Origin of the sequence: Pseudomonas sp. UM16 (assembly GCF_050312595.1) — a bacterium.
Lineage (GTDB): Bacteria > Pseudomonadota > Gammaproteobacteria > Pseudomonadales > Pseudomonadaceae > Aquipseudomonas.
In genome coordinates this window covers 22,870-47,730 of the sequence record NZ_JBNPJT010000021.1, presented here as the reverse complement: position 1 = coordinate 47,730, position 24,861 = coordinate 22,870, and the positions used below count along the sequence as shown (strand labels likewise).

Annotated in this window: 26 protein-coding genes; 14 read left to right on the top strand and 12 right to left on the bottom strand. The window is 60.6% G+C overall.

The features are described from left to right. Nucleotides 1–12: 12 nt before the first annotated feature. From ACQRAX_RS21960 to arsC, 3 genes are read right to left on the bottom strand one after another with little or no spacing between them, the layout of a single operon-like run. A complete protein-coding gene (locus ACQRAX_RS21960) occupies nt 13–429 on the bottom strand; it encodes a DUF2069 domain-containing protein (RefSeq protein ID WP_412041330.1) in 417 nt (138 codons plus the stop codon). Then, nucleotides 422–1,027 carry an NAD(P)H:quinone oxidoreductase gene (gene wrbA, locus ACQRAX_RS21955; RefSeq protein ID WP_412041331.1) on the bottom strand — a complete coding sequence of 202 codons (606 nt, stop codon included), beginning with the start codon at nt 1,025–1,027 and terminating at the stop codon, nt 422–424. Before wrbA ends, ACQRAX_RS21960 begins: the two co-directional genes overlap by 8 nt. After that, nucleotides 1,024–1,377 (bottom strand): arsenate reductase (glutaredoxin), encoded by a 354-nt coding sequence (arsC, locus tag ACQRAX_RS21950; protein WP_412041332.1) that lies wholly within the window; start codon nt 1,375–1,377, stop codon nt 1,024–1,026. Before arsC ends, wrbA begins: the two co-directional genes overlap by 4 nt. Nucleotides 1,378–1,463: 86 nt before the next feature. Between arsC and ACQRAX_RS21945 the strand changes: the two genes are divergently transcribed. Further along, on the top strand, nt 1,464–1,928 hold the full coding sequence (locus ACQRAX_RS21945; RefSeq protein ID WP_412041333.1) for a TlpA disulfide reductase family protein: 465 nt from the start codon (nt 1,464–1,466) through the stop codon (nt 1,926–1,928). 91 nt (nt 1,929–2,019) lie between these two features. Here the strand turns inward: ACQRAX_RS21945 and ACQRAX_RS21940 are convergent, their stop codons facing one another. The 4 genes from ACQRAX_RS21940 to ACQRAX_RS21925 form a co-directional block, all read right to left on the bottom strand. Further along, complete coding sequence (locus ACQRAX_RS21940; RefSeq protein WP_412041334.1) at nt 2,020–2,424, bottom strand: META domain-containing protein; 405 nt, start codon at nt 2,422–2,424, stop codon at nt 2,020–2,022. Beyond that, nucleotides 2,421–2,858 (bottom strand): hypothetical protein, encoded by a 438-nt coding sequence (locus ACQRAX_RS21935; RefSeq protein ID WP_412041335.1) that lies wholly within the window; start codon nt 2,856–2,858, stop codon nt 2,421–2,423. Before ACQRAX_RS21935 ends, ACQRAX_RS21940 begins: the two co-directional genes overlap by 4 nt. 31 nt (nt 2,859–2,889) lie before the next feature. Continuing rightward, on the bottom strand, nt 2,890–3,879 hold the full coding sequence (locus ACQRAX_RS21930; protein WP_412041336.1) for a 2-hydroxyacid dehydrogenase: 990 nt from the start codon (nt 3,877–3,879) through the stop codon (nt 2,890–2,892). 64 nt (nt 3,880–3,943) lie between these two features. Then, nucleotides 3,944–6,697 (bottom strand): response regulator, encoded by a 2,754-nt coding sequence (locus ACQRAX_RS21925; protein ID WP_412041337.1) that lies wholly within the window; start codon nt 6,695–6,697, stop codon nt 3,944–3,946. A 217-nt stretch (nt 6,698–6,914) separates the two neighbouring features. On the opposite strand from ACQRAX_RS21925, the gene ACQRAX_RS21920 reads away from it, so the two are divergent. The 7 genes from ACQRAX_RS21920 (at nt 6,915) to ACQRAX_RS21890 (ending at nt 15,236) form a co-directional block, all read left to right on the top strand. Continuing rightward, nucleotides 6,915–7,631 carry a response regulator transcription factor gene (locus ACQRAX_RS21920; RefSeq protein ID WP_412041338.1) on the top strand — a complete coding sequence of 239 codons (717 nt, stop codon included), beginning with the start codon at nt 6,915–6,917 and terminating at the stop codon, nt 7,629–7,631. Between the two features lies 1 nt (nt 7,632). After that, complete coding sequence (locus ACQRAX_RS21915) at nt 7,633–8,997, top strand: histidine kinase sensor domain-containing protein (protein ID WP_412041339.1); 1,365 nt, start codon at nt 7,633–7,635, stop codon at nt 8,995–8,997. A 160-nt stretch (nt 8,998–9,157) separates the two neighbouring features. Further along, entirely contained in the window at nt 9,158–10,060 is a 903-nt protein-coding gene (cysM, locus tag ACQRAX_RS21910; protein ID WP_412041340.1) for a cysteine synthase CysM, read from the top strand. Next, entirely contained in the window at nt 10,060–11,418 is a 1,359-nt protein-coding gene (rlmD, locus tag ACQRAX_RS21905) for a 23S rRNA (uracil(1939)-C(5))-methyltransferase RlmD (RefSeq protein ID WP_412041341.1), read from the top strand. Before cysM ends, rlmD begins: the two co-directional genes overlap by 1 nt. 99 nt (nt 11,419–11,517) lie before the next feature. Next, nucleotides 11,518–13,758 (top strand): GTP diphosphokinase, encoded by a 2,241-nt coding sequence (relA, locus tag ACQRAX_RS21900; protein WP_412041342.1) that lies wholly within the window; start codon nt 11,518–11,520, stop codon nt 13,756–13,758. 82 nt (nt 13,759–13,840) lie between these two features. Continuing rightward, nucleotides 13,841–14,671, top strand: a complete 831-nt coding sequence (mazG, locus tag ACQRAX_RS21895) for a nucleoside triphosphate pyrophosphohydrolase (protein ID WP_412041343.1) — start codon at nt 13,841–13,843, stop codon at nt 14,669–14,671. A gap of 25 nt (nt 14,672–14,696) precedes the next feature. Next, nucleotides 14,697–15,236 (top strand): DUF2058 domain-containing protein, encoded by a 540-nt coding sequence (locus ACQRAX_RS21890; RefSeq protein ID WP_412041344.1) that lies wholly within the window; start codon nt 14,697–14,699, stop codon nt 15,234–15,236. A 47-nt stretch (nt 15,237–15,283) separates the two neighbouring features. Here ACQRAX_RS21890 and ACQRAX_RS21885 read toward each other — a convergent pair whose 3' ends face one another. The 4 genes from ACQRAX_RS21885 to purM all read right to left on the bottom strand — a co-directional run bounded on the left by ACQRAX_RS21885 (nt 15,284) and on the right by purM (nt 18,088). Further along, on the bottom strand, nt 15,284–15,466 hold the full coding sequence (locus tag ACQRAX_RS21885) for a hypothetical protein (protein ID WP_274072370.1): 183 nt from the start codon (nt 15,464–15,466) through the stop codon (nt 15,284–15,286). A 191-nt stretch (nt 15,467–15,657) separates the two neighbouring features. Next, entirely contained in the window at nt 15,658–16,368 is a 711-nt protein-coding gene (locus ACQRAX_RS21880; RefSeq protein WP_412041345.1) for a DUF3108 domain-containing protein, read from the bottom strand. An 8-nt stretch (nt 16,369–16,376) separates the two neighbouring features. Continuing rightward, nucleotides 16,377–17,030 carry a phosphoribosylglycinamide formyltransferase gene (purN, locus tag ACQRAX_RS21875; RefSeq protein WP_412041346.1) on the bottom strand — a complete coding sequence of 218 codons (654 nt, stop codon included), beginning with the start codon at nt 17,028–17,030 and terminating at the stop codon, nt 16,377–16,379. Continuing rightward, nucleotides 17,030–18,088 (bottom strand): phosphoribosylformylglycinamidine cyclo-ligase, encoded by a 1,059-nt coding sequence (purM, locus tag ACQRAX_RS21870; protein ID WP_412041347.1) that lies wholly within the window; start codon nt 18,086–18,088, stop codon nt 17,030–17,032. The genes purN and purM overlap by 1 nt, the downstream gene beginning before the upstream one ends. Nucleotides 18,089–18,433: 345 nt before the next feature. Between purM and ACQRAX_RS21865 the strand changes: the two genes are divergently transcribed. The 6 genes from ACQRAX_RS21865 (at nt 18,434) to ACQRAX_RS21840 (ending at nt 23,519) form a co-directional block, all read left to right on the top strand. Further along, on the top strand, nt 18,434–19,483 hold the full coding sequence (locus ACQRAX_RS21865) for a DUF2066 domain-containing protein (RefSeq protein ID WP_412041348.1): 1,050 nt from the start codon (nt 18,434–18,436) through the stop codon (nt 19,481–19,483). 25 nt (nt 19,484–19,508) lie between these two features. Then, nucleotides 19,509–20,582, top strand: a complete 1,074-nt coding sequence (locus tag ACQRAX_RS21860) for an AI-2E family transporter (RefSeq protein WP_412041349.1) — start codon at nt 19,509–19,511, stop codon at nt 20,580–20,582. A 157-nt stretch (nt 20,583–20,739) separates the two neighbouring features. Continuing rightward, nucleotides 20,740–21,444, top strand: a complete 705-nt coding sequence (gene hda / locus ACQRAX_RS21855; protein WP_412041350.1) for a DnaA regulatory inactivator Hda — start codon at nt 20,740–20,742, stop codon at nt 21,442–21,444. Nucleotides 21,445–21,559: 115 nt separating this feature from the next. Continuing rightward, nucleotides 21,560–22,192: a C40 family peptidase gene (locus ACQRAX_RS21850; RefSeq protein ID WP_412041351.1), complete on the top strand. Its 633-nt coding sequence runs from the start codon at nt 21,560–21,562 to the stop codon at nt 22,190–22,192. Between the two features lie 132 nt (nt 22,193–22,324). Beyond that, nucleotides 22,325–22,855, top strand: a complete 531-nt coding sequence (locus tag ACQRAX_RS21845) for a C40 family peptidase (RefSeq protein ID WP_412041352.1) — start codon at nt 22,325–22,327, stop codon at nt 22,853–22,855. 16 nt (nt 22,856–22,871) lie between these two features. Next, complete coding sequence (locus ACQRAX_RS21840) at nt 22,872–23,519, top strand: O-methyltransferase (protein WP_412041353.1); 648 nt, start codon at nt 22,872–22,874, stop codon at nt 23,517–23,519. A 23-nt stretch (nt 23,520–23,542) separates the two neighbouring features. Here ACQRAX_RS21840 and ACQRAX_RS21835 read toward each other — a convergent pair whose 3' ends face one another. After that, on the bottom strand, nt 23,543–24,859 hold the full coding sequence (locus tag ACQRAX_RS21835) for a PQQ-dependent sugar dehydrogenase (protein ID WP_412041354.1): 1,317 nt from the start codon (nt 24,857–24,859) through the stop codon (nt 23,543–23,545). Nucleotides 24,860–24,861 lie beyond the last annotated feature (2 nt).

Genomic DNA, 24,861 nt, shown 5'->3' with positions numbered 1-24,861 from the left:
TCGCTCCACTGATTAGTTCGAACCTTCCCCAGCCAAGCGCCGGTCATACTGAAAACGCCAGCGCACATACAGCAGGGCACTGACAAACAACGCCAGGCTGATCGCCACTTCCAGCCAGCCGAACAGTGCCCGTGCCGGGTCAAACGCGGCCAGAACGCCTTTGATGAAGTACAGGTTGACCACAAAGCAGGTCCAGGCATGGGCGCGGGCGTTGCCCAGCAGCATCCCGGGCAACAACAGCGCCAGGGGCACCAGTTCGACCGCCAGAATCACACCGGTGCGCGCGCCATGCAGGTTGGCAAACAACAGGTTGTTGACCGTCAGCAGGGCAATCAGGCCGAAAAAGCTCGCCAGGCTCAACGCCCGTGCCAGACGCAGGCGTGGCGTTAGCCATTCAAGCGAGGGCAGCACTTTGGGCTTTTTAGCCACGGCCGTTCTCCAGCAATTGAGCAGTGCTCGCCAGGCGTTGACCCAGGGCGCGGCACAGGGCGATTTCATCGGCATCCAGGTCGCGTTTGCCATCAGCCCCAGCATGATGGCTGGCACCGTACGGGGTGCCGCCACCACGGGTTTCGAGCAAGGCCGACTCGCTGTACGGCAGGCCCATGATCAGCATGCCGTGATGCATCAATGGCAGCAGCATCGACAACAGGGTCGACTCTTGGCCGCCATGCAGGCTGGCGGTCGAGGTGAAGGCCGCAGCCGGTTTGCCGACCAGGCCACCGCTGAGCCACAGGCTGCTGGTACCATCGATGAAGTACTTGAGCGGCGCGGCCATGTTGCCAAAGCGTGTCGGGCTGCCCAAGGCCAGGCCCGAACAGTGGCGTAGATCGTCCAGGGTGGCGTACAGCGCACCGTTCTGTGGGATGTCCGGAGCGACCGCTTCGCACTCGGTGGAAATCGCCGGTACTGTACGGATCCGCGCCTCCAGGCCCGTCATCTCGACGCCACGAGCAATCTGCCGGGCCATTTCGCTGGTCGAGCCATGGCGGCTGTAGAACAAGATCAGGATATACGGCGCGCTCACGGCAAGATCTCCAGAACCTTCTCCGGTGGGCGGCCGATTACTGCTTTGTCACCAGCAACCAGGATCGGTCGCTCGATCAGCTTCGGATGCTCGACCATCGCCTCGATCAGTTGCGCATCACTCAAGCTCGTGTCGGCCAGGTTCAGCGCTTTGTATTCGTCCTCACCGCTGCGCAACAGCTGGCGCGCACCGATGCCCAGCTTGCCGAGCAGGGCCTTGAGGGTCGCCGCATCGGGTGGGGTTTCCAGGTAGCGGACTACGTTGGGGCTCAGGCCACGGGCTTCGAGCAATTCGAGTGCGCCACGGGATTTGGAGCAGCGCGGATTGTGATAGAGGGTCAGGTCAGTCATGTTCGGGTCGCTTCCAGCAGGGTGTGGCGGCTATTCTAACCGCAGCGACTTCGCATTTTGCTTGAATCTTCGAGAAGGATTGACCCATGACAAGGCGTTTGGCAGCAGCACTGGCCATTACCGCGAGCCTGTTGCTCGGTGGTTGCGGTGCCGATTATGGTCTGGACCAGAATGGTCAGGCTGTGAAAGCTGAGCAGATTGACGGGCACTGGTTGGTGCTCAACTACTGGGCCGAATGGTGTGGCCCGTGCCGGATCGAGATCCCTGAACTTAATGCCGCGGCCAAACAATGGCAGGGGCAAGGGGTGAGGGTGCTCGGCGTTAACTTTGACGGTTTGCAGGGTGAGGAATTGAGAAAGGCCAGTGAGGCCTTGGGTATCGGTTTTACCGTACTGGCCCAGGATCCGGCCGAACGTTATCAGCTGCCGCGTAGCGAAGCACTGCCAGTGACCTACATTATCGATGACAAGGGCAAGGTGCGTGAGCAGTTGATGGGCGAACAAACGCTTGAAGGCTTGAACGCAAAGATCAAGGCGTTGAAGGGGGCTTAAGCTGCAAGTTACAAGCTTCAAGCTGCAAGTAAAAGCAGTCAGGGGACTTCGCTCTTCCTTGCAGCTTGTAGCTTAAAGCTTGCCGCTTAAGTCAACCTTCTTCAGGCCAGAAGCGCAGTGGCTTGCCCTCGGCAGGCCAGAAACGCACCTGCTCGATCGGCGAGATGTCCCAGCGCTGTACCGTTTCCAACGCCTGAAGGAAACGTTTTTCCTGTTCCATCAAAGCCGGTGCGCACAGCTTGCGGGTACTACCGACCTTGCCGAAAGTGAGCGTGTCGCCATCGAGCTGGTAGGGCGCGAACCAGTGGTTGCAGCCGCCATTGCCATAAGCGCGGCCATCGGCGGCCAAGGTCAGGGTCAGGTGGCTGTAGTCCATCAACGGCCGTTCACCGATCCATTCCAGCAGGTAGCTGCGTTCCTGTTCCAGCTTCATCGGCTCGGCGGCGCAGCCCAGTAAGGCAGTTCCAGCCAGGGCGCAGAGCAGCAGGTTTTTCACTGGGCCGTCTCCTTGCATTTCGGGCACAGATGCTTGTTGCCACGGCTGACCCAACCCAACTCGGCAATGCGCGCACTAGCGGCAGGTTGCAGGGCTTTCTTGCCGAGCTTGGCATCTACCGCAAACTCGAAGCTCAGGCTCGCCTGGCAGCTATCGCAGTTGACGTCCCAGGTGTGGATCGCCAGCTCGCCGAACACCGGGCCGCTGGCCATCGCGACCCATTGGCCGGTAGGGTTGATCAGGTGGCGTACGGTTTCCACAGTCAGGCGCATGGACAAGTCCTTGCTGCCTTTGAGGGTGACCAGCAGAACATCATTTTTCTGGATCGAGCCGCCATTACCGGTCACTTGATAGCGACCTGGCACCAGCGCGCGGCATTCGATCAGGGTGTGTTGCGGGTTAAACAGGTTGTAGCGGAAATCGTGTTCGACCATGGGTCCTCCAAATCTGCCGCGTATCCTAGCATCAACCCTCGACCAAGTTTTGCGGATTGCCTGCCGCCCAGCGGGTTATGTTGTCCAGGGTCGTGTCGGCAATGGCCGCCAGTGCCTCACGGGTGAGAAACGCCTGGTGGGCGGTAACGATAACGTTGGGGAAAGTCAGCAAGCGCGCCAGCACGTCGTCCTGCAGTGGCAGATCGGAGCGGTCTTCAAAAAACAACTGGGCTTCTTCTTCGTAGACGTCCAGGCCCAGGTAACCCAACTGGCCATTCTTCAGGGCTTCGATCAACGCCGGGGTGTCGATCAACGCACCGCGACCGGTGTTGATCAACATGGCCCCCGGTTGCAAGTCCGCCAGGCTTTGCGGGTTGATCAGGTGGCGGGTCTGTTCCGTCAGCGGGCAGTGCAGGCTGATGATCTGAGCCTGACGCAACAGCTCCGGCAGCTCCAGGTAGCGTGCGCCGAGCGCCAGCAGTTCGGGGTTGGGGTAAGGGTCGTACGCCAGCAATTGACAACCAAAACCGGCCATGATGCGGGCGAAGGCGGCACCGATCTGGCCGGTACCGACCACACCAACGGTTTTTCCATGCAGGTCGAAGCCGGTCAGCCCGTGCAGGCTGAAATTGCCTTCGCGGGTGCGGTTGTAGGCCCGGTGCAAGCGGCGGTTAAGGGCCAGAATCAGGGCTACGGCATGCTCGGCGACCGCGTGTGGCGAATAGGCCGGTACCCGTACCACAGCCAGGCCCAAACGCTTTGCGGCGACCAGGTCGACATGGTTGTAACCGGCCGAGCGCAAAGCGATCAGGCGCGTGCCGCCAGCAGCAAGGCGCTCGAGCACTGGCGCACTCAAATCGTCGTTGATGAACGGGCAGACCACTTCATGGCCGGCAGCCAATGCGGTGGTGTCTTCGTTCAGGCGTGCCGGCTGGAAGTGCAGCTCCAGTCCGTGAGGGGCCAGGACGCTGGTAAAGCTGTCCTGATCGTAAGTCTGGGTGCTGAAAAACAGTACGCGCATGGGATCTTCCTGAGTCGGTTGCGGGGAGTCTAACCACGCGGGCTGCTGATCACCTTGCTTCAGGTCAGGCACTCAGGCGCGCCTGGGCGGTGAGGCGGATAATCGCCCGGTCCAGTTCATCCAGGGCACGCAGTGCTTGCGGGTCATTCTGCTTGAGTAGGGTTTCGCTGCGTTGGCAGGCTGCACGCAACTGTGGCACGCCACAGTAGCGCGAGGCGCCATTGAGGCGATGCACGCGCTCGATCATGCCGTTGTGGTCGGCGGCTTCGCGGGCGGCGCGAATCGCTTCACGGTCGGCCTCAAGCGAAGCCAGCAACATCGCCAGCATATCGGCGGCCAGGTCTGGTTTGCCGGCCGCCAGACGCAAGCCTTCTTCCGGGTCGAGGACCTTCAGTTCGCTGCTGTCAGCAATGCGTTCCTGGGGCCGTTCGTGGTGTGGCGCTCCCAGATTCAGGCCGGTCCACTTGAGCACCACTTGTGCCAGTTGGCGTTCGCTAATCGGTTTGGTCAGGTAATCGTCCATACCACTGTGCAGCAGGGCACGTTTTTCATTGGCCATGGCATGCGCGGTGAGGGCGACAATCGGCAAGGGCGGGCCGTTTTGGCTGCTTTCCCATTGGCGGATCTGTTCGGTGCACTCGCGACCGTCCATGCCCGGCATCTGCACATCCATCAACACCAGGTCGAAATGCTCGCCCTGTACCGCCTGGACAGCGGCATAGCCACTGTCGACCGCCAGTACCTCGGCGCCGAGGTCTTCGAGCAGGGTCTGCACCAGCAACAGGTTGGCGGGGTTGTCGTCGACGCAGAGTACTTTGGGTAGTGGTTGTTTGCTGGCGACCTTGGTTTCATTGAAGATGCGCCGTGGTTGCACCAACTCCAGCAAGGCCCGGCGCAGTTTGCGCGTGCAGGCAGGTTTTGCTTGCAGCTGGCTGTGCGCATTGGGCAGGTAGGGATGGTAGAGCGCCTGTTCTGTGGTCGGGCAAAGCACCAGTGCCTGGCAGTCCAAGCGCTGCAATTGCTGAATGTACTGGCCTAACCGTTCAGGAGAGACGCTGTCGAGGTTGACGCCCATGACCGCCAAGGTGAAAGGCTCTCCAGCCATCCGTGCTGCGGCAACCGCATGCAGCAGCGGGTCTATCGAGTTGAAGCTGGTAACGCCCAGGCCGCAATCTTGCAGTTGATGTTCCAGCGCCTGACGAGCCAGTTCATGAGCGTCGACGATCGCCACGCGGCGCTCCACCAGCGATTGCAACGGCAGATCCTCGGCATCGTCACGGGCCTTGGGCAAACGCAGGCTGACCCAGAATTGCGAGCCTTCACCCGGGGTGCTGTCGACCCCGATTTCGCCACCCATCTGCTCGATCAGGCGTTTGGAGATCACCAGCCCCAGGCCGGTGCCACCGGGTTGACGCGACAGCGAGTTGTCGGCCTGGCTGAACGCCTGGAACAGCGCCCGGACATCCTGGCTGGACAGGCCGATACCGGTGTCCTGGACACTGATGCGCAGTTGCACGCTGTCGTCGTTTTCCTCTTCGAGCATGGCCCGGGTGACGATAGTGCCTTCGCGGGTGAACTTGATGGCGTTGCTGACCAGATTGGTAAGGATCTGTTTCAGGCGCAGAGGGTCACCGACCAGCGACAGGGGCGTGTCGCGATAGACCAGGCTGATCAACTCCAACTGCTTGGCATGGGCGGCAGGGGCGAGGATGGTCAGGGTGTCCTGAATCAGGTCGCGCAGGTTGAAGGGAATGCTGTCGAGCACCAGCTTACCGGCCTCGATCTTGGAGAAGTCGAGAATCTCATTGATGATCCCCAGCAGGCTGCTGGCGGATTTTTCGATGGTGCCCAAGTAATCGAGCTGGCGCGGAGTCAGTTCGCTTTTTTGCAACAAGTGCGTAAAACCGAGGATGCCGTTGAGTGGCGTGCGGATCTCATGACTCATATTGGCGAGGAACTCGGATTTGATCCGGCTGGCTTCCAGGGCCTCTTTGCGCGCCATATCCAATTCGATGTTCTGGATCTCAATGGTTTCCAGGTTCTGGCGTACGTCCTCCGTTGCCTGATCGATGCTGTGTTGCAATTCCTCGTGGGCGCCTTGCAGGGTTTCGGCCATGCGATTGATGCCGGCGGCCAGTTCATCCATCTCATAACTGCCCATTACCGGCAGGCGCTCTTCCAGGTTGCCGTCCTTGAGTTGAGTCACCGCATGCTTGATCTGACCGATCGGGCCATTGATCGTGCGGCTCATGCGCAGGGCCAGCATTGCCGTGGCGAGCATGCCGACGAAGATCAGCAGCAGACTGGTGAACAGGCTGCGGTAACCACGCAACAGGGTGCCATCGTGGGACAGTTCGACTTCCACCCAACCGAGCAGGCGATCGGCTTCGCCGAGGATACGTTCGCCCGCCAGGTCGCGGTGATGACCGAACACTGGCAGCAAGTAGCGGGTGGCATCTTGACCGCTGCGCTGCAGCAACTCGGTACCGCCGCCGGCAGGTGCCTGGTTGAGCATACTCGGGCCGGCATGGGCCAGGTTATTGCGCTCCGGGCCGAGAAACGCCACGGCACGGACGTCCGCTTGCTCCAGGGCCTGGGCGGCGATACGTTCCAGTTGCGCCGGGTCGTGACGCACCAGCGCAGGGGCCACCAACGGTGCCAGTTGTTCGGCAATCATCTTGCCGCGTTGCAACAGTTGAGTCTGCAGCTCGTTCTGTTGCAGCCAGGTGAAATAGCTGCCCAGCACCAGTGCCATCAACGCGGCAGGCACCAAGGCCAGCAGCACCACGCGGCTGCGAATTCCCAAACGATTCAGCACGCAACTCTCCTGTGCCTGGCAAGTGCTGTAAGTCGCCGTCAGTGCAAGCAGACGGATCAAGTCGGAAAAGTACCGCGCCTTCCCGCGCAATGCACTCATTTGTATCTACTTTTAACGTAGGCGAAATCTTCAGGCGCGCACCGGCGAGCAGTTGCTGGTTGCCTGCACCAGGCAATTACTCAATAATCGCGTAACTGAGAATTGCTAGCACCCGCCAATGAATCCCGTAGCTATTAGCGAATCAAACATACTTGCCATTGAGGATGACCCCGTCCTGGGTGCCCACCTGCACGAAGCCCTGCGACTTGGCGGTTTCAAGGTCACCTGGTGCAGGAATGGTCGTGAGGGGTTGGAGGTTGCTCGCACGACGCGATTCGATGTGGTCCTGATGGATATCCTGCTGCCGGGGCTCAACGGTCTGGATGTCCTGGCGAAGCTGCGCGAAAGCAGCTCGACGCCAGTGATCATGATGTCTGCACTGGGTGCCGAGGCTGACCGCATCAGCGGCTTTCAGCGCGGCGCCGATGACTACCTGCCCAAGCCGTTCAGTATGGCTGAGTTGCAGGTGCGTATCGAAGCGATCCTGCGGCGGGTGGCTTTGGAGCGTCGGCATCAGGCGCCACCTGCGCTACCGAGCGGTGCCTTGCGCTTTGATGAACATGTCTGTGATGTCTGCTGTGGCGAGCACTGGGCGGGGCTGACCCTGAGTGAATACCGTCTGCTCGATATTTTGCACCGCAGTAATGAAGAGGTACTCAGCAAGGCCTTTCTGTATCAGCAGGTACTGCAGCGCGGTTATGCCCGTCATGACCGCAGCCTGGACATGCATGTCAGTCAGATCCGGCGCAAGCTCAAGAGCATCGGTTACCAGGAGCGTGAAGTGCGCACCGTGTGGGGCAAGGGCTACGTGCTAAGCGCCACTGAGGTGCACTGAAGTGCCCAATCGCCACTCATTGTTCTGGAAACTGGCGATTCTGCTGGTTGGTTTCTGTCTGTTGATGATCGGCCTGAGCTGGAGCTGGGGGCGGCACATGGAAACCCAGAACGCCTATCTTTCCGAGCAGGCTCGGGCCACCTTGACCCACTATGCCGCCGAGGCCGAGAAGGCCTGGAATCAGGGCGGGCAGGCGGGGGTTGATGCCTGGCTGGCCAATATGGCCAGCCAGGAAAACACCTGGATGAGTGTCTTGGGTCAAGACTTGCAGTCGCTGAGCAGTACTCCCCTGACGCCAGATCAAAGTCGCAAGATTACCTTTTTGCGGGGTATCGACTGGCCGGTCAGCCGCCGGGTCATCGGATTGCCCTGGATGCGTGTGCCGTTTGTCGAGCATCCCGAACAAGGGCTGCTGGTTATCGAACTGCCGGAGCGCCTGATGCCCGGTCAGTACCGGCTGTTCTGGCAGTTCATGACCAACGGCGTCATTCCAGGATTGTTCACCCTGCTGCTGTGCGTGGGCCTCTACCGCATGTTGATCATGCCCTTGATTCAGTTGCGCGAGCAGGCCAATGCCTGGCGCGCGGATCAGCTCTCGGCGCGGGTGGCCAGCAGTACCACCAGCCGTCAGGACGAGTTGGGCGAACTGGGACGTGCCTTCGATGACATGGCCGAGCGCCTGCAAGGCACAGTCGCCTTGCAGCAGCAACTGCTGCGTGACCTCTCGCATGAACTGCGCACGCCCCTGAGTCGCCTGCGCGTTGCCTGTGAAGGTGACGCGGACGCTGGGCAATTGCGTGAACGCCTGGGGCGTGAGGTCGATTGCATGCAGCGGCTGGTGGAGGATGCCTTGCAATTGGCCTGGCTCGATACCGAGCGGGCGCCGTTGAGCAAGGAGCCGATTCAGGTTCAGGCCCTCTGGGAAATGCTCGCCGAGGATGCCTGCTTTGAAAGCACTTGGTCGTCAGCGCAATTGCAGTGCGACCTTGACGCCGCGTGTTGGGTGCAAGGCAACCTTAATAGCTTGGCCCAGGCCTTGGAGAACATTCTGCGCAATGCCATCCGGCACTCGCCAGCCACCGGGGTGATCCGCTTGGGCGGGCGCCGCCAGGGCGATCGTTGGCTGCTGTGGTTGGAGGATCAGGGCGGTGGGGTTGCCGAAGCTGACCTTGAGCGTATCTTCGCACCGTTTACCCGACTGGATGGTTCGCGCCCAGGGGACGGTGGTTTTGGCCTGGGCCTGAGCATCGCGCGCAACGCCATTGCCCGCCAAGGTGGCCGCTTGTGGGCGCAGAACACTGGCCAGGGGCTGCGGCTGAATATGCAGTTGCCAGTGGCAACTGGAGCTTTAAGCTGCAAGCTATAAGCTGCAAGAGGAGATTGGCTTGCCGCTTGCCGCTTGCCGCTTGCCGCTTGCCGCTTGCCGCTTATAGCTTGCAGCTATAAAGCCCACACATTGCGTGATATGGGCAACGCTCGTTTGCCGGTATGATAGGCGCCCCCGCAGCCTGGATTGCGAACTAGCCATGACCTTGCAGTACCTAACCATCGCCGATTGCGTCGGCAACACGCCTCTGGTCCGCCTGCAGCGCATGGGCGGTGAGACCAGCAATACTCTCCTGCTCAAGCTTGAAGGCAATAACCCGGCGGGTTCGGTCAAGGACCGGCCGGCGTTGTCGATGATCAGCCACGCCGAATTACGCGGCCAGATCAAGCCAGGCGACACCCTGATCGAAGCGACGTCGGGCAACACCGGAATCGCTTTGGCCATGGCGGCGGCGATCAAGGGTTACAAGATGATCCTGATCATGCCCGACAACGCCAGTGCTGAACGCAAGTCGGCGATGACTGCCTATGGCGCCGAGCTGATCCTGGTCAGCAAGGAAGAAGGCATGGAAGGCGCTCGCGACTTGGCCGACCGCCTGCAGGCCGAAGGCCGCGGCCTGGTGCTCGATCAGTTCGGCAACGGTGACAATCCCGAAGCCCACTATGTCAGCACCGGTCCTGAGATCTGGCAGCAGACCCACGGCACCATCACCCATTTCGTCAGTTCCATGGGCACCACCGGCACCATCATGGGGTGCTCGCGGTACCTGAAGGAGCAAAATCCGGCGGTGCAGATCGTTGGCCTGCAACCGATGGAAGGCTCGGCAATTCCGGGTATCCGTCGCTGGCCGGAAGAATACCTGCCGAAAATCTACCAGTCTGATCGAGTGGATCGCGTGGTCGACATGTCTCAGCACGAAGCCGAAGAGACCACCCGCCGTTTGGCCCGCGAAGAGGGCATTTTCTGCGGTGTGTCCTCTGGTGGTGCAGTGGCGGCCATGTTGCGCTTGTCCCGCGAGCTGGAAAACGCGGTGATCGTGGCAATCATTTGTGACCGTGGCGACCGTTATCTGTCGACCGGCATTTTCGACGCGGCGAACTGATGTCCAAAAGTAAACGCAACAGCGGCCTGCGCTTCCAGCCGGCCGGCGGTAGCCGTGCACCGCAGATCCCAACCGGCAAAAAGCAACGCCTGCACATTGAACGTCTGGCGGGCGATGGCCGCGGCATCGCTTTTTTTGAAGGGCGTACCTGGTTTGTCAGTGGCGCACTGGCCACCGAAGAGGTCGAGGCACGGGTGCTCAACGCCCACGGTAAAGTGGTTGAAGCACGGTTGGAGCGGGTGTTCAGCGCCAGCCCCGAGCGTCGTGAGGCACCCTGCAAGCATTACGCTCGCTGTGGCGGTTGCAACCTGCAACACCTGCCCCATGCTGAGCAACTGGCACTCAAACAGCGTCTGCTGGCTGAACAGCTGCAACGGGTCGCTGGCGTAGTGCCCGAACGTTGGGCTGCACCGCTGACCGGGCCGGAATTTGCTTATCGTCGCCGTGCCCGGGTGGCGGTGCGGTGGGATGCCAAGGCGAAGAGGCTTGAAGTTGGCTTTCGCGCCGAAGCCAGCCAGGACATCGTTGCCATCGAAGATTGCCCGGTACTGGTACAACCCTTGCAATCGATCATGCGTCACCTGCCGATGCTCTTGCAGAGTTTGAGCAAGCCTCAGGTGGTGGGCCATGTCGAGTTATTCAGCGGCACGGCCCTGGCTTTGCTGGTGCGTCATACCGCGCCGTTGGCGGATGGCGATCAGGCTCGCCTGCAAGCGTTCTGCAATGAAGCCGGTGTCCAGCTGTGGCTGCAAGGCGAGGGTGAACCTTATGCCGTGGATGCGGGTCAGACCCTCGGATTTACCCTGGCCCCCTGGGGCCTGGAGCTGGCGTACCGGCCGGGTGATTTCGTCCAGGTCAACGCCCAGGTCAACACCGCGATGATCGAGCAGGCGTTGGCCTGGCTGGCGCCGCAAGCCGACGAGCGCATTCTTGACCTATTCTGCGGTCTGGGCAACTTTGCGCTGCCGCTGGCCCGTCAGGCGCGTGAGGTGGTGGCGGTGGAAGGTGTGCAGGCAATGGTCGAGCGAGCAGCGGCCAATGCCCGAAGCAACAATTTGCATAACACGCAGTTTTTTCAGGCCGATTTATCGCAGCCATTGTCCGCCTCTGGCTGGGCCGCTGGAGGCTTTTCTGCGGTACTCTTGGACCCACCGCGAGACGGTGCTTACGAGGTCGTGCGAAAAATCGCGGACCTTGGAGCGAAACGTCTGGTGTATGTATCGTGCAACCCGGCAACCCTGGCCCGCGACACGCTCGAGCTGGTCAGGCAGGGTTACCGGTTAAAATGTGCCGGGATTCTCGACATGTTTCCTCAGACGGCGCATGTCGAAGCCATGGCGTTATTCGAAGCGGGCTAGCGGGACTGGCGCGTTGGGCGCTGCACCTTGGGTCCGGCAGGGGCAGCACCAGTGATTTCAAGCGCATCGCGAATGCGCTGTAGGGAAAGGTAAACAAAGATGGTACAGGTGAGAGTGCACCAGCCGGTCAACACCGACGGCAGTATCAATCTCGAAGCATGGCTGGATCATGTGGTGAGCGTCGACCTGGCGCTGGACCGTGAAGCCCTCAAAGAGGCTTGCGAGTTCGCCCAGGAAATCGAGAAAAAGGGTAACCCGGCAAAGCATTCCTGGGCCGACGGAACCTCCAGTTTTCAGGCTGGCCTGGAAATCGCCGAAATCCTCGCCGACCTCAAGCTCGACCAGGACTCGCTGGTGGCGGCGGTGATCTACCGTGCCGTGCGCGAAGGCAAGGTAACCCTGGCTGAAGTCGGCCAGCGCTTTGGTCCGGTGGTCTCCAAGCTGATTGACGGTGTGCTGCGCATGGCTGCCATCAGCGCCAGTCTCAGCCCCCGCCAGTCGCTGGTGCTGGGCTCCCAGGCGCAGGTCGAAAACCTGCGCAAGATGCTCGTGGCCATGGTTGATGATGTGCGTGTGGCACTGATCAAACTGGCTGAGCGCACCTGTGCGATCCGCGCGGTAAAAGGCGCCGACGACGAGAAGCGTCACCGCGTTGCCCGCGAAGTGTTCGACATCTACGCGCCGCTCGCTCATCGCCTGGGTATCGGTCACATCAAGTGGGAGCTGGAAGACCTGTCCTTCCGCTACCTTGAGCCGGATCAGTACAAGCAGATCGCCAAGCTTCTGCATGAACGGCGCCTGGACCGTGAACGCTTCATCAGCGATGTGATGAACCAGTTGCAAAACGAATTGCTGGCCACCGGCGTCAAGGCGGACATCAGTGGCCGGGCCAAGCACATCTATTCGATCTGGCGCAAAATGCAGCGCAAAGGTCTGGAATTTAGCCAGATCTACGACGTGCGTGCGGTGCGTGTACTGGTTCCGGAAATGCGCGACTGCTACACCGCGCTGGGCATCGTCCACACGCTCTGGCGGCACATCCCCAAAGAGTTTGACGACTACATCGCCAACCCCAAGGAGAACGGCTACCGCTCGCTGCACACCGCAGTGATCGGCCCCGAGGGCAAGGTGCTTGAGGTGCAGATTCGTACCCATGCCATGCACGAAGAGGCCGAGCTTGGCGTCTGTGCGCACTGGCGTTACAAGGGTACTGACGTCAAATCCAGTTCCAACCACTACGAAGAAAAAATCTCCTGGTTGCGTCAGGTCCTGGAATGGCATGAAGAGCTGGGCGACATTGGTGGCCTGGCTGAGCAACTGCGCGTGGATATCGAGCCAGACCGGGTCTATGTCTTCACCCCGGACGGGCATGCCATCGACTTGCCCAAAGGTGCGACGCCACTGGACTTCGCCTATCGGGTGCATACCGAGATCGGCCACAACTGCCGCGGTGCGAAGATCAATGGGCGGATCGTGCCGCTCAACTACAGCCTACAGACGGGCGAACAGGTTGAGATCATCACCAGCAAGCACGGCAATCCGAGCCGCGACTGGCTGAACTCGAACCTGGGTTACGTCACCACCTCGCGGGCGCGGGCCAAGATCGTTCACTGGTTCAAACTGCAGGCGCGCGATCAGAACGTCGCCGCCGGCAAGACCCTGCTCGAGCGAGAACTCAATCGCCTGGGCCTGCCTCAGGTGGACTTCGAGCGCCTGGCGGAAAAGGCCAACCTCAAGGCCGCCGAGGACATGTTCGCTTCCCTGGGGGCCGGCGACCTGCGCCTGGCTCATCTGGTCAACGCCGCCCAGCAACTGGTCGAGCCAGAGCGCAGCGGGCACATTGAGTTGGTGCCGCGCAAAGCCACCGGTTACAAGCCGGGCAAGCGTGGTGATATCCAGATTCAAGGGGTCGGCAATCTGCTCACACAAATGGCCGGTTGTTGCCAGCCGTTGCCGGGCGATGCGATCGTCGGCTACATCACCGTCGGTCGCGGGGTGACCATCCACCGTCAGGATTGCGCCTCGGTGCTGCAGCTGGCCGGGCGTGAGCCAGAGCGGATCATCCAGGTCAGCTGGGGGCCGGTACCGGTACAAACCTATCCGGTGGATATCATCATCCGTGCCTACGATCGCCCGGGTTTGCTGCGTGACGTCTCCCAGGTGCTGCTCAATGAGCGCATCAACGTTCTGGCGGTCAACACCCGCTCGAATAAGGAAGACAACACCGCGTTGATGTCGTTGACCATCGAGATTCCTGGCCTGGACGCCCTCGGGCGGTTGTTGGGGCGGATTTCGCAGTTGCCGAATATCATCGAGACGCGGCGTAATCGTACGCCTTGAGGCCCTCTCGCCGGCAATGCCGGCTCCTACAGTGAACTGTGGGGGCTGCATTGCCGCTGATGACAAGCACAGAGATCACACGATGTATAACTTGGACGACCTGCTCCACCTCATGGCCCGCCTGCGTGACCCGCAGTACGGTTGCCCGTGGGACCTCAAGCAGACCTACGCAAGCATCATCCCCTACACCCTCGAAGAAGCCTATGAAGTGGCCGACGCCATCGAGCGCAGCGATTTCGAACACTTGCAGGGTGAGTTGGGCGACCTGCTGTTCCAGGTGGTCTATTACAGCCAGCTGGCCCGTGAAGAAGGTCGCTTCGAGTTTGCCGGGGTCATCGACAGCATTACCCGCAAGCTGATTCGCCGTCATCCTCACGTGTTCCCGACCGGTGAACTCTATGCCGCGTTGGACACGCCCAAACTCGACGAGGCCCAGGTCAAGCAGCGCTGGGAAGAAATCAAAGCCCAGGAGCGGGCGGAGAAGGGCATTGGCGAACAATTGTCGTTGCTCGATGACGTGCCAGCGGCCTTGCCTGCCTTGTCTCGGGCCGCCAAGCTGCAAAAGCGCACGGCCAAGGTCGGCTTCGATTGGCCCGATGCCTTGCCGGTGCTGGACAAGGTGCGCGAAGAGCTCGACGAAGTGCTTGAGGCCATGGCCGCCAATGACAGCGCAGCGCTGGCCGACGAGCTGGGCGATTTGCTATTTGCCACCGTCAATTTGGCCCGGCATCTTAAGGTTGATCCGGAAAACGCCCTGCGCGGTGCCAACCAGAAATTTGAACGACGTTTCCGTTTTATCGAGCAGGCATTGCGCGAGAGCGGTCGTCCGATTGAAGATTGCCCCCTAGAAGACATGGATGCGCTGTGGGGCGAAGCCAAACGTCAGGAAAAGAACCTGCCCAGCTGCGGCTGAGTAGACGCACATAAGTGAGTGAACGATGAGCCTTTCCCTTCGCGACCAATTGCTCAAAGCCGGTCTGGTCAACCAGAAGCAGGTCAAGCAGGTCAGTAAAGAACAGAAGAAACAGAAGCGCCTGGAGCATAAAGGCCAGGTCGAAGTCGACGACACCCAGCAGCGGCTGGCCAAGGAAGCCATGGCGGAAAAAGCCAAGCGCGACCAGGAGCTCAACCGCCAGCAGCAGGAAAAGTCCGAGCAGAAGGCCCGTGCCGCCCAGGTCAAGCAATTGATTGAGGTCTCGCGCCTGCCCAAGCTTACCACTGAGGACTACTACAACTTCGTCGACGACAAAAAGGTCAAGCGCCTGTCGGTCAACGCCCTGATGCGCAGCAAGCTGAGCAGCGGCTCGCTGGCCATCGTCGCCCATGGCGGTGGTTATGAAGTGATCCCGCGGGAGGCGGCGCTGAAGATTCAGGAGCGCGACCCCAAGCGTATTGTCTTGCTCAACACTCAGGTTGAGGCACCGGATGCGGATGATCCGTACGCCGCCTACGTGATCCCTGACGATCTGATGTGGTAACAACAACAAACCCCGCCTCGGCGGGGTTTGTGTTTTCTGGAGTGGAGTTATTCCTGTTGCTGTCTGGCTTCGAGGAATTCCAGTTCGATACGGTAATTGTGGGCTTCATGTTCCTGGTGGAACATGCCGACCAGTTCGTCCTGCTGATGCACATCCCAGATGCGCAGGCCTGCTGCAAGGCTTTCATAAGTCATTTTGCTTTCATCGCGCTCAGTTACTTTGACAGTCATCTGCAAACTCCACTTTCAGTTAACTGCGGCACCGTGTCGCAGGTCTCTTTTATAGAATTTGTTAGCTGACTAAGTAAATGCTTGGCCCATGAAACATCTTTCATGCTGCCTGTAGGAGTGGATGACTCTGCTCTCACAAAAAAGTAACCCCGCACTTGGCGGGGTTTCAGGTGTAACCAGCAGCCGGGCGATTAGTTGCCCTTGACCGACTTGCCGTCGACCGTACCGTCTTGCAGCACGATCACGTACTCCTTGCCGTCAGTTTCGACCTGACGCAGTTGTACCAGCAGGTAATCCCAATCCTTGGCGAACCACAGCTCGGTGATGCGCTTGCTCTGGCTCGGGTCGCGTACACGCTCGACCTTGATAGCATCGACCTGGCCGGTCTTGGTGGTGACTTTTTCGCTGCCCAGGACGCGGAAGTCATAGGTGTCGATCTCGTCACCATCAACCACCTGGTAGCTCACGCTCTTCTTGCCCGCGGCAACATCGTGCTGCAAGGCCAGTTGATAGGTGGACTTGTCCAGTACACCACGATTGAGGGTCAGGTTGACCGGGTCGCCACGGTCGCTGCCGGTGATTTTCTTGCTGTCCCAGTTAAAGGCCAGGTCGACTTTCTTGGCTTTGCCCAGGCCGCCACGTTCGAAGTGGTAGGTCAATGGCAGCAGCGTGTCCTTGTCCAGGCGCAGGGTGCTTTGCTCGGTCAGGCTGGCGATCATCATCGATGCCTTGAAGTTCAGGCTCCAGATACCGTTGGCGTTCTTTTCCAGGCTGCGCTCGGCGGTGCCACTCATGGGCAGCTGCTTCCAGTCGGCGGTGTAGCTGGCCGAGAAAGGCTTGAGATCCGCTGCCTGAAGCGGCAGTGCGAGCACGGCAAGAGCGAAGAGCAGGGCGCGACGCATAATTTCTCCTAGGGTCGAATCAAGTGGCCGCTGGCCGCCAGAGGCTGGTCATCCAGTAGAGCACCGTGTTCACCCAGGCGCAAACGGCCTTCGGCAAACCAGCGCACTGCCAACGGGTAAATCTGGTGTTCCTGGCTGTGAACCCTTTGTGCCAAACGTTCTGGCGTGTCATCCAACTCTACCGGTATTACTGCCTGTACGACCAGCGGGCCGCCATCGAGTTCCTCGGTGACGAAGTGCACGCTGCAGCCGTGCTCACGGTCACCGGCCTCAAGGGCACGCTGATGGGTGTGCAGGCCCTTGTATTTGGGCAGCAGGGACGGGTGGATATTGAGCAGGCGGCCTTGATAGTGGCGCACGAAGCCGGCACTGAGGATGCGCATGAAGCCCGCCAGTACCACCAGCTGTGGCTGATAGCCGTCGATCAACTCGACCAGTGCCGTGTCGAACGCCTCGCGGCCTTCGAAGGCCTTGTGGTCGAGCACGGCAGTGGCGATGCCTGCATCGCGGGCGCGCTGCAGGCCGTAGGCGTCGGCGCGGTTGGAGATGACCGCGCTGATCCGCACCGGGCTGTCGCCGGTACGGAAGCTGTCGATCAAGGCTTGCAGGTTACTGCCGGTGCCGGACAACAGCACCACAACATTACAAGACTTGCTTGGCATCAGTGCGCCTTGACGTTCTTCAGCTCGACCTGGGCAGCGCCTTCGGCGGCAATGCCGATCTGGCCGATGACCCATGGCTGCTCGCCGGAATCACGCAGGTTGTTCAGGGCGATCTCAACCTGGTCCTGGGCTACGCAGATGACCATGCCGACGCCGCAGTTCAGCACGCGGTGCATTTCGTGTTCGTCAACGTTGCCTTGCTGTTGCAGCCAGTCGAAAACTGCCGGGCGATTCCAGCTGGCGACGTCAACCACCGCCTGAGCACCTTTTGGCAGAACACGCGGGATGTTGTCGAGCAGGCCGCCACCGGTGATGTGGGCCATGGCCTTGACCGCGCCGGTGTCTTTGATCAGCTTGAGCAGCGGCTTGACGTAGATGCGGGTCGGGGCCATCAGCAGTTCGGTCAGTGGCGTGCCGTCGAGCTGGATGTTCTCGATGTCAGCACCGGAAACTTCGATGATCTTGCGGATCAGCGAGTAACCGTTGGAGTGCGGGCCGGAAGACGGCAGGGCGATCAGCGCGTCGCCAGCGGCAACCTTGGAACCGTCGATGATCTCGGCCTTTTCCACCACACCTACACAGAAACCGGCCAGGTCGTAGTCTTCGCCTTCGTACATGCCCGGCATTTCAGCGGTTTCACCGCCGACCAGGGAGCAGCCTGCCAGTTCGCAGCCAGCGCCGATACCGGTGACCACAGTGGCAGCCACGTCGACGTTGAGCTTGCCGGTGGCGTAGTAGTCGAGGAAGAACAGTGGCTCGGCGCCACAGACCACCAGGTCGTTGACGCACATGGCGACCAGGTCCTGGCCGATGCTGTCGTGCTTGTTCAGGTTCAGTGCCAGGCGCAACTTGGTGCCGACGCCGTCAGTACCAGAGACCAGAACCGGTTGTTTGTAGCCGGCCGGGATTTCACAGAGGGCGCCAAAACCGCCCAGGCCGCCCATGACTTCCGGGCGCGCCGTGCGCTTGGCAACGCCTTTGATGCGTTCGACCAATGCTTCACCGGCGTCGATGTCTACACCGGCGTCCTTGTAGCTCAGGGAGGGTTGCTTGCTCATGATCCAGGCCTTTAGGGGGGAGGGATTCAGGGGAATCGACCGTGACCTGCCAGGCAAGGCGGAGGGTAATCCGGCTGCCTGACCGTCGCCGGTCTGCGAAGGCGCGCGATTTTATCAGGGTTGCCCGGTAGCGGCCATCCTCAGGCCGACGGGCAGGGCCCTGAACAGCGAAAAAAATAGCCTTTAACGGTGTCTGACTGGTTGCCGGGGCGCAGGCTGTATAAGGTATAGCAAAGGCGATGAGGTGAAATTGTCCGTGCTGGGCGAATGTTTTGCCAGGTGCTGCGGTCATACCGACATTCTTTGATAAACATCGCTTCTTTATTACCAGGACAGGAATCCTCCATGCGTTTGCGTAATTACCTGGCCGTTGGCTGTCTTGCCGTGTTTGCTCTGTCGGCACAGGCTGAAACTGTCTCAGGCCTTTATCAGGTCCGGGAACCGGTCGATGGCCAAGGCGCCGAAGCCCGCGCCCAGGCCACCGGCAAAGCCCTTGAAACCCTCGTGCTGCGCCTGACCGGCGATCCCAAGGCGGCTCAAAGCCCAGCCTTGGCGGGGCTGCGCAAGGACCCACAACAAATCATCAGTCAGTTCGGCTTCGAGGCCGGGCCGCCCGAGACCGTGCTGGTGGATTTTGATCCGGGCAGCACCGAGCGCACCTTGCGTCAGGCTGGCCTGGCGCTGTGGGGTAACAACCGGCCGTCGATTCTGGGCTGGTGGTTGAACGACAGTGTTGAGGGCTCGAACCTGGTCGGCGACGGCCAAAACAGCGCCGAGCCACTGCGCCGTGCGGCTCAGCACCGTGGCTTGCCGTTGCGTCTGCCGCTGGCCGACCTCAGTGAGCAATTGGTCGCCACTGCAAAAAACCTGGAAGGCGCCGACCCTGCGCCGCTGCGCGAGGCATCCGAGCGTTACGGTGCCGATGCCTTGCTGGCGGTGCATGCCAGCGAAGCGGATGGCAAGTGGCAGGGCACCTGGCACTTGTGGCTGGGCGAGCAACGTGAACAGGGCAAGGTTGAAGGCGCCGATCAGGCCGCGCTGGCCGATGCGGTGATGCTGGCAGTCAGTAGCCGCCTGGCGCCGCGCTTTGTCACCCGCCCAGGCGCCAGCAGTGACATGCAGGTGCAGGTTCAGGGCATGAACCTGGCACGTTATGCCGAGCTTGGCAGGGTGCTGGAACCTTATGGGGCGCGTTTGAACCAGGTGCAAGGCGATACCTTGACCTACCAAGTGACCGGCAACAGCGATCAGTTGCGTGCCCAGTTGGGCCTGGCCAAGCTGCAGGAGTTGCCCGCCGAAGCCCCCGTTGCCCCGCCTGCTGCTGACCCGGCGAACCCGGGGGCGACCCAGGCCGCTGCACCGAAACCTTTCAATGGCCTGCGTTTTCGTTGGTAATCCCTGACCTGGCCTGGAGCCGTTCATGACTGATATGCGTCGCTGGGTGTGGCTCGGCGTAGCGTTACTGTGCGCCGCCTTGCTGTACTGGCTGCACCCGATTCTTTCACCGTTTCTGGTGGGCATTCTTTTGGCCTACCTGGCCGATCCCCTGGTGGATCGCCTGGAGCGTGCCGGGCTGTCCCGGACCTGGGGCGTGGTGCTGGTGTTCACCTTGTTTACCCTGCTGTTTACTGTGCTGCTGCTGGTGTTGGTGCCCATGTTGGCCAAACAACTGGTGCGCCTCTACGAGCTGGCACCGCAGATGCTCGACTGGTTGCAGCATCAAGCCTTGCCTTGGGTACAGACCCGTCTGGGGCTGGCTGATGGCTTCTGGAAGTTCGACAAGATCAAAGCGGCCATCAGTGGTCACATGGGGCAGACCAGCGACATCGTCGGCATCATTCTGTCGCGGGCTACTGCATCGGGGCTGGCGCTGCTTGGCTGGTTGGCCAACCTGGTGCTGATCCCGGTAGTGAGCTTCTACCTGTTGCGCGACTGGGACCTGATGATGGCCAAGATCAGCAGCCTGTTGCCGCGTCAACGCGAGGAGCGGGTGGTGGCGCTGGCGGGAGAGTGCCACGAAGTGCTTGGCGCTTTCGTGCGCGGACAGTTGCTGGTGATGTTGGCGCTGGGGGTTATCTATGCCTCCGGCCTGATGCTGGTCGGCCTTGAGCTGGGGCTGTTGATTGGCTTGCTGGCAGGTTTAGCCGCCATCGTGCCGTACATGGGCTTCATTATTGGCATTGGCGCGGCAATGGTGGCCGGGCTGTTCCAGTTCGGCGGTGATCCTTACCCGCTGATGGCAATTGCCGCGGTGTTCATGGTCGGCCAGGCTCTGGAAGGCATGGTTCTGACGCCCTTGCTGGTCGGTGACCGGATTGGCCTGCACCCGGTGGCGGTGATTTTCGCCATTCTCGCCGGTGGTGAGCTGTTCGGTTTCACTGGGGTTCTCCTGGCACTACCGGTGGCGGCGGTGATCATGGTGCTGTTGCGTCACGTCCACGATCTCTATAAAGAGTCGGGTATGTATGGCGGCGAGATCGATCCGGATCTCTAGCTTAATAGCCAAAGGCCTGCATCGATTCCCAGGTGCCGATGCAAGCCTTTGATTTTACTTGTGGTCCGCGCCGATTGTGCGACCGGCGCCACGGGTATAAACTTTGCAGACTTTTCACAAAAGGCCCCTTGTGGTTCCTCGGGACTGCCCAGCCAGCATGAAACCGATTCAGTTGCCCTTGGGTGTGCGTCTGCGTGATGACGCCACCTTCATCAACTACTACCCGGGTGCCAACGCCGCCGCATTGGGCTACGTCGAGCGACTCTGCGAAGCCGACGCCGGCTGGACCGAAAGCTTGATCTACCTCTGGGGCAAGCAGGGCGTCGGGCGTACCCATTTGCTGCAAGCGGCCTGCCTGCGTTTCGAGCAAATGGGCGAACCTGCTGTCTACCTGCCGCTGGCGCAATTGCTCGATCGCGGTGTCGAACTGCTGGATAACCTGGAACAGTACGAACTGGTGTGCCTGGATGACCTGCATGTAATTGCCGGCAAGCCAGAGTGGGAAGAGGCCATGTTCCACCTGTTCAATCGCCTGCGTGACAGTGGTCGACGCTTGTTGTTGGCAGCTTCCAGTTCGCCGCGCGAACTGCCGATCAAGCTGGCCGACCTTAAGTCGCGCCTGACCCTGGCACTGATCTTCCAGATGCGCGCATTGTCGGACGAAGACAAACTGCGTGCCCTGCAACTGCGTGCCTCGCGCCGCGGCCTGCACCTGACCGACGAAGTCGGGCATTTCATCCTCACCCGTGGCACGCGCAGCATGAGCGCCTTGTTCGACTTGCTCGAGCGCCTCGATCAGGCTTCTTTGCAGGCTCAGCGCAAGCTGACGATCCCGTTTTTGAAAGAAACCTTGGGCTGGTAACGCAGGCGCTAGAGCCTCGGCACATAAAAGTCACATTTTTTTCGATTGAATTTGCAAATCGACCCGATAGAAGGCATAGTTTCCCCCTCTATAAATTCCAGACACGGTCGTGCCCATGCTAAATCGCTTCGCACCCCTCGTGCCCCTCGCACTCGCGACCCTGCTTTTTGGCTGCGCGGCTCATAGCCCTGTTTCGCAGCAGCAGGCTCCGCAACCGGTTACCGCTCAGGTTTCGACCAAATCCTCTCTCGCAGAGACGTTCGAGGAAGAGCTGGCTGCCGAGGAAGAACTGAAGAATTTCGCCAGCAGCAAGCCTTACCAACTGCCAGCCTTGGCCGATAACATTCTCGAACGCGGTATGTCACTGATCGGTACCCGCTACCGTTTCGGTGGTACCTCCGAGAACACCGGCTTTGATTGCAGTGGTTTCATCGGCTACCTGTTCCGTGAAGAGGCGGGCCTTAACCTGCCGCGCTCCACCCGCGAAATGATCAACGTTAAAGCACCGCTGGTTGCACGCAATAACCTCAAGCCAGGTGACTTGCTGTTCTTCAGCACCAACGGCCGCGGTCGCGTCAGCCACGCCGGGATCTACCTGGGTGATGACCAGTTCATCCACTCCAGCAGCCGCCGCAGCGGTGGTGTGCGCATCGACAAGCTCGGTGATCGCTACTGGAGCAAGACCTTTATCGAGGCTAAACGCGCATTGGCCATGGCACCTGCCGCGACCACCCTCTCGCGTAACTGATCATAGCTTTGCGGTATCACGGCGACGTTGCTGAAAAGTGCGTCGCCGTGCGTATTTACAGAAAGCGTCTAATCTAAATTCTCAACTATTTCCGGCCCACCGCCGGACGGCTTCAGACAGGATGTTCTGACCATGGCGATGAAGGCGCGCTTCGCTCTCTTTTCCCTGCTGGCACTGCTCGGTGCCTGCTCCAGCCATGCCCCGACCCCGCCCAAGGTGGTCGAGCCAGCCGTCATGGCGCCGCAAGTGTATTTCTCCCCCGTTGCCGAAGATGTGTTGTTCCGGGCCCTGGGCCTGGTCGGTACGCCGTATCGCTGGGGTGGCAACACACCCGACTCGGGTTTTGATTGCAGTGGCTTGATCGGTTACGTCTATCGTGACGCCGCCGGCGTTGCCTTGCCACGCACCACCCGGGAAATGATCGGTATCCGTGCGCCGAGCATCGACCGTGGTGCTTTGCAGTCGGGCGACCTGGTGTTCTTTGCTACCAGTGGCGGCTCGCAGGTCAGTCATGCCGGTATCTATGTCGGCGAAGGTCGCTTCGTGCATGCCCCGTCCGCAGGCGGCACCGTGCGTCTGGACTACCTGTCCAATAGCTACTGGAACAGAGCCTATCTCAATGCCAAGCGGGTTCTGCCGCCTGCCATGGCACGCAACCCCTGACCTGACGAGGTAGGCGATGACGGCGCAAACGCTCTACCTCGACGATGCTCTCTATCACTACCTGCAGGCGGTGTCTGTTCGCGAGACGCCGTTGCTGGCGCGCTTGCGCACTGAAACTCAGGCCTTGGCGCAGGCACGCTGGCAAGTGGCGCCGGAGCAGGGCCAGTTGTTGGCGCTGCTGGTGCGCTTGATTGGCGCGCAGCGAGTGATCGAAGTCGGCACATTCACCGGTTACAGCGCGTTGTGCATGGCTCAGGCCATGGAGCAGGGGCAATTGTTGTGCTGCGACCTTGAAGGCAGCTACAACGCTATTGCCTGGCGCTACTGGCAGGAGGCGGGAGTGGTGCAACGCATCGACCTGCGCTTGGCTCCGGCTCTGCAAACGCTGGCGACATTGCCAGCAGCGCGTTATGACCTGATCTTTATCGACGCCGACAAGGCCAACTACCCGCGCTACCTGGAAGAGGCTCTGCGCCTGCTGCGCACGGGTGGGCTGGTGGTGTTCGATAACACCCTGTGGAGTGGCCGGGTGCTGCAGGAACAGCCCGACAGTGACGATACCCGAGCGATCCAGGCATTGAACCTAGGGCTCAAGGATGATCCTCGGGTGGACCTGTCGATGCTGCCGATAGGGGATGGCTTGACCCTGTGTCGTAAGCGCTGATACGCCACCTCGCGGCGATAGGTTTACTTGGCTTTACTGACCCGCCAGATTTTGTTGCCGACATCGTCCGTCACCAGCAAACCACCGCGCTGATCATTGATCACCCCGACCGGTCGCCCCATGGCCTGGCCTTCGTCATTGAGAAACCCGGTCAGCAAGTCGATCGGCTTGCCCGCCGGTTTACCCGCTGTACTGAACGGCACAAATATGACTTTGTAGCCGCTGTGTGGCTTGCGGTTCCAGGAACCGTGCTGGCCAATGAATGCACCCTGTTCGAATGGTGGCGGCAGTACCCCGGGCTCAGCAAAGGTCAAGCCCAGCGAGGCGGTATGCGGCCCCACCGCGTAGTCGGGGGCAATAGCCTTGGCGACCAACTGCGGATCCTGCGGGCTGACCCTTTGATCGATGTGCTGGCCATAATAGCTGAAGGGCCAACCGTAAAAACCGCCGTCCTGAACCGAAGTGATGTAGTCCGGTACTAGATCGCTGCCGATCTCGTCGCGCTCATTCACCGCCGTCCACAGTTGTCCGCTATGCGGTTCCCAGGCCATGCCGTTGGGGTTACGCAGGCCCGAGGCAAACAGGCGCTGCTGGCCACTGGCGGGGTCGACTTCCCAGATCGCGGCGCGGCCTTTTTCCTGGTCCATGCCGTTTTCGCCGACATTACTGTTAGAGCCGACGGTGACGTAAAGCTTCTTGCCGTTACGGCTGGCAATGACGTTCTTGGTCCAGTGATGATTCAACGGGCCGCCAGGCAACTCGGCGACCACCGCCGCAGGCGTGGTGATCGAGGTGGCCCCGGGTTCATAGCGAAAGCGCAGCAGGCGGTCGGTATCGGCTACGTAGAAGTCATCGCCGACCAGGGTCATGCCAAACGGTGAATTGAGGTTTTCGATAAAGGTTGTGCGGGTTTCGGCCACACCGTCGTGATCACTGTCGCGCAACAGGCTGATGCGATTAGGACTGGGGACCCCGGCACCAGCACGTTTCATCACCTTGCCCATGACCCAGCCACGAATGCCCTTGCCGTCTTCAGGCTTGGGCGGCGCATTGGTTTCGGCGACCAGCACGTCGCCATTGGGCAGCACATAGAGCCAGCGCGGATGGTCCAGACCTTCGGCGAACACGGCGACCTGCGTGCCAGGCGCCGTGACCGGCGTGCGGCCTTGTGGCCAGCCGACGGCGGGGGCGATGTTGACGGTCGGGATCAGGGTCTTGTTCGGTTCCGGCAGTTGCGGTGACGGGCCAAAGCCATCGCTCACTCCCAGGCGGGCACTTTCGCCGCAGCCACTCAGTCCCGCGCTTACCGCCAGCAACAGTGCAATCGGCGCCTTACCCATGT

Bases quoted from the DNA above. Each gene is read 5' to 3' on its own strand.
- arsC (WP_412041332.1), bottom strand. From the start codon at position 1,377: ATGACTGACCTGACCCTCTATCACAATCCGCGCTGCTCCAAATCCCGT.
- ACQRAX_RS21945 (WP_412041333.1), top strand. From the start codon at position 1,464: ATGACAAGGCGTTTGGCAGCAGCACTGGCCATTACCGCGAGCCTGTTG.
- ACQRAX_RS21935 (WP_412041335.1), bottom strand. From the start codon at position 2,858: ATGGTCGAACACGATTTCCGCTACAACCTGTTTAACCCGCAACACACC.
- ACQRAX_RS21930 (WP_412041336.1), bottom strand. From the start codon at position 3,879: ATGCGCGTACTGTTTTTCAGCACCCAGACTTACGATCAGGACAGCTTT.
- ACQRAX_RS21920 (WP_412041338.1), top strand. From the start codon at position 6,915: ATGAATCCCGTAGCTATTAGCGAATCAAACATACTTGCCATTGAGGAT.
- cysM (WP_412041340.1), top strand. From the start codon at position 9,158: ATGACCTTGCAGTACCTAACCATCGCCGATTGCGTCGGCAACACGCCT.
- rlmD (WP_412041341.1), top strand. From the start codon at position 10,060: ATGTCCAAAAGTAAACGCAACAGCGGCCTGCGCTTCCAGCCGGCCGGC.
- relA (WP_412041342.1), top strand. From the start codon at position 11,518: ATGGTACAGGTGAGAGTGCACCAGCCGGTCAACACCGACGGCAGTATC.
- mazG (WP_412041343.1), top strand. From the start codon at position 13,841: ATGTATAACTTGGACGACCTGCTCCACCTCATGGCCCGCCTGCGTGAC.
- ACQRAX_RS21890 (WP_412041344.1), top strand. From the start codon at position 14,697: ATGAGCCTTTCCCTTCGCGACCAATTGCTCAAAGCCGGTCTGGTCAAC.
- ACQRAX_RS21885 (WP_274072370.1), bottom strand. From the start codon at position 15,466: ATGACTGTCAAAGTAACTGAGCGCGATGAAAGCAAAATGACTTATGAA.
- ACQRAX_RS21880 (WP_412041345.1), bottom strand. From the start codon at position 16,368: ATGCGTCGCGCCCTGCTCTTCGCTCTTGCCGTGCTCGCACTGCCGCTT.
- purN (WP_412041346.1), bottom strand. From the start codon at position 17,030: ATGCCAAGCAAGTCTTGTAATGTTGTGGTGCTGTTGTCCGGCACCGGC.
- purM (WP_412041347.1), bottom strand. From the start codon at position 18,088: ATGAGCAAGCAACCCTCCCTGAGCTACAAGGACGCCGGTGTAGACATC.
- ACQRAX_RS21865 (WP_412041348.1), top strand. From the start codon at position 18,434: ATGCGTTTGCGTAATTACCTGGCCGTTGGCTGTCTTGCCGTGTTTGCT.
- ACQRAX_RS21860 (WP_412041349.1), top strand. From the start codon at position 19,509: ATGACTGATATGCGTCGCTGGGTGTGGCTCGGCGTAGCGTTACTGTGC.
- hda (WP_412041350.1), top strand. From the start codon at position 20,740: ATGAAACCGATTCAGTTGCCCTTGGGTGTGCGTCTGCGTGATGACGCC.
- ACQRAX_RS21850 (WP_412041351.1), top strand. From the start codon at position 21,560: ATGCTAAATCGCTTCGCACCCCTCGTGCCCCTCGCACTCGCGACCCTG.
- ACQRAX_RS21845 (WP_412041352.1), top strand. From the start codon at position 22,325: ATGGCGATGAAGGCGCGCTTCGCTCTCTTTTCCCTGCTGGCACTGCTC.
- ACQRAX_RS21840 (WP_412041353.1), top strand. From the start codon at position 22,872: ATGACGGCGCAAACGCTCTACCTCGACGATGCTCTCTATCACTACCTG.
- ACQRAX_RS21835 (WP_412041354.1), bottom strand. From the start codon at position 24,859: ATGGGTAAGGCGCCGATTGCACTGTTGCTGGCGGTAAGCGCGGGACTG.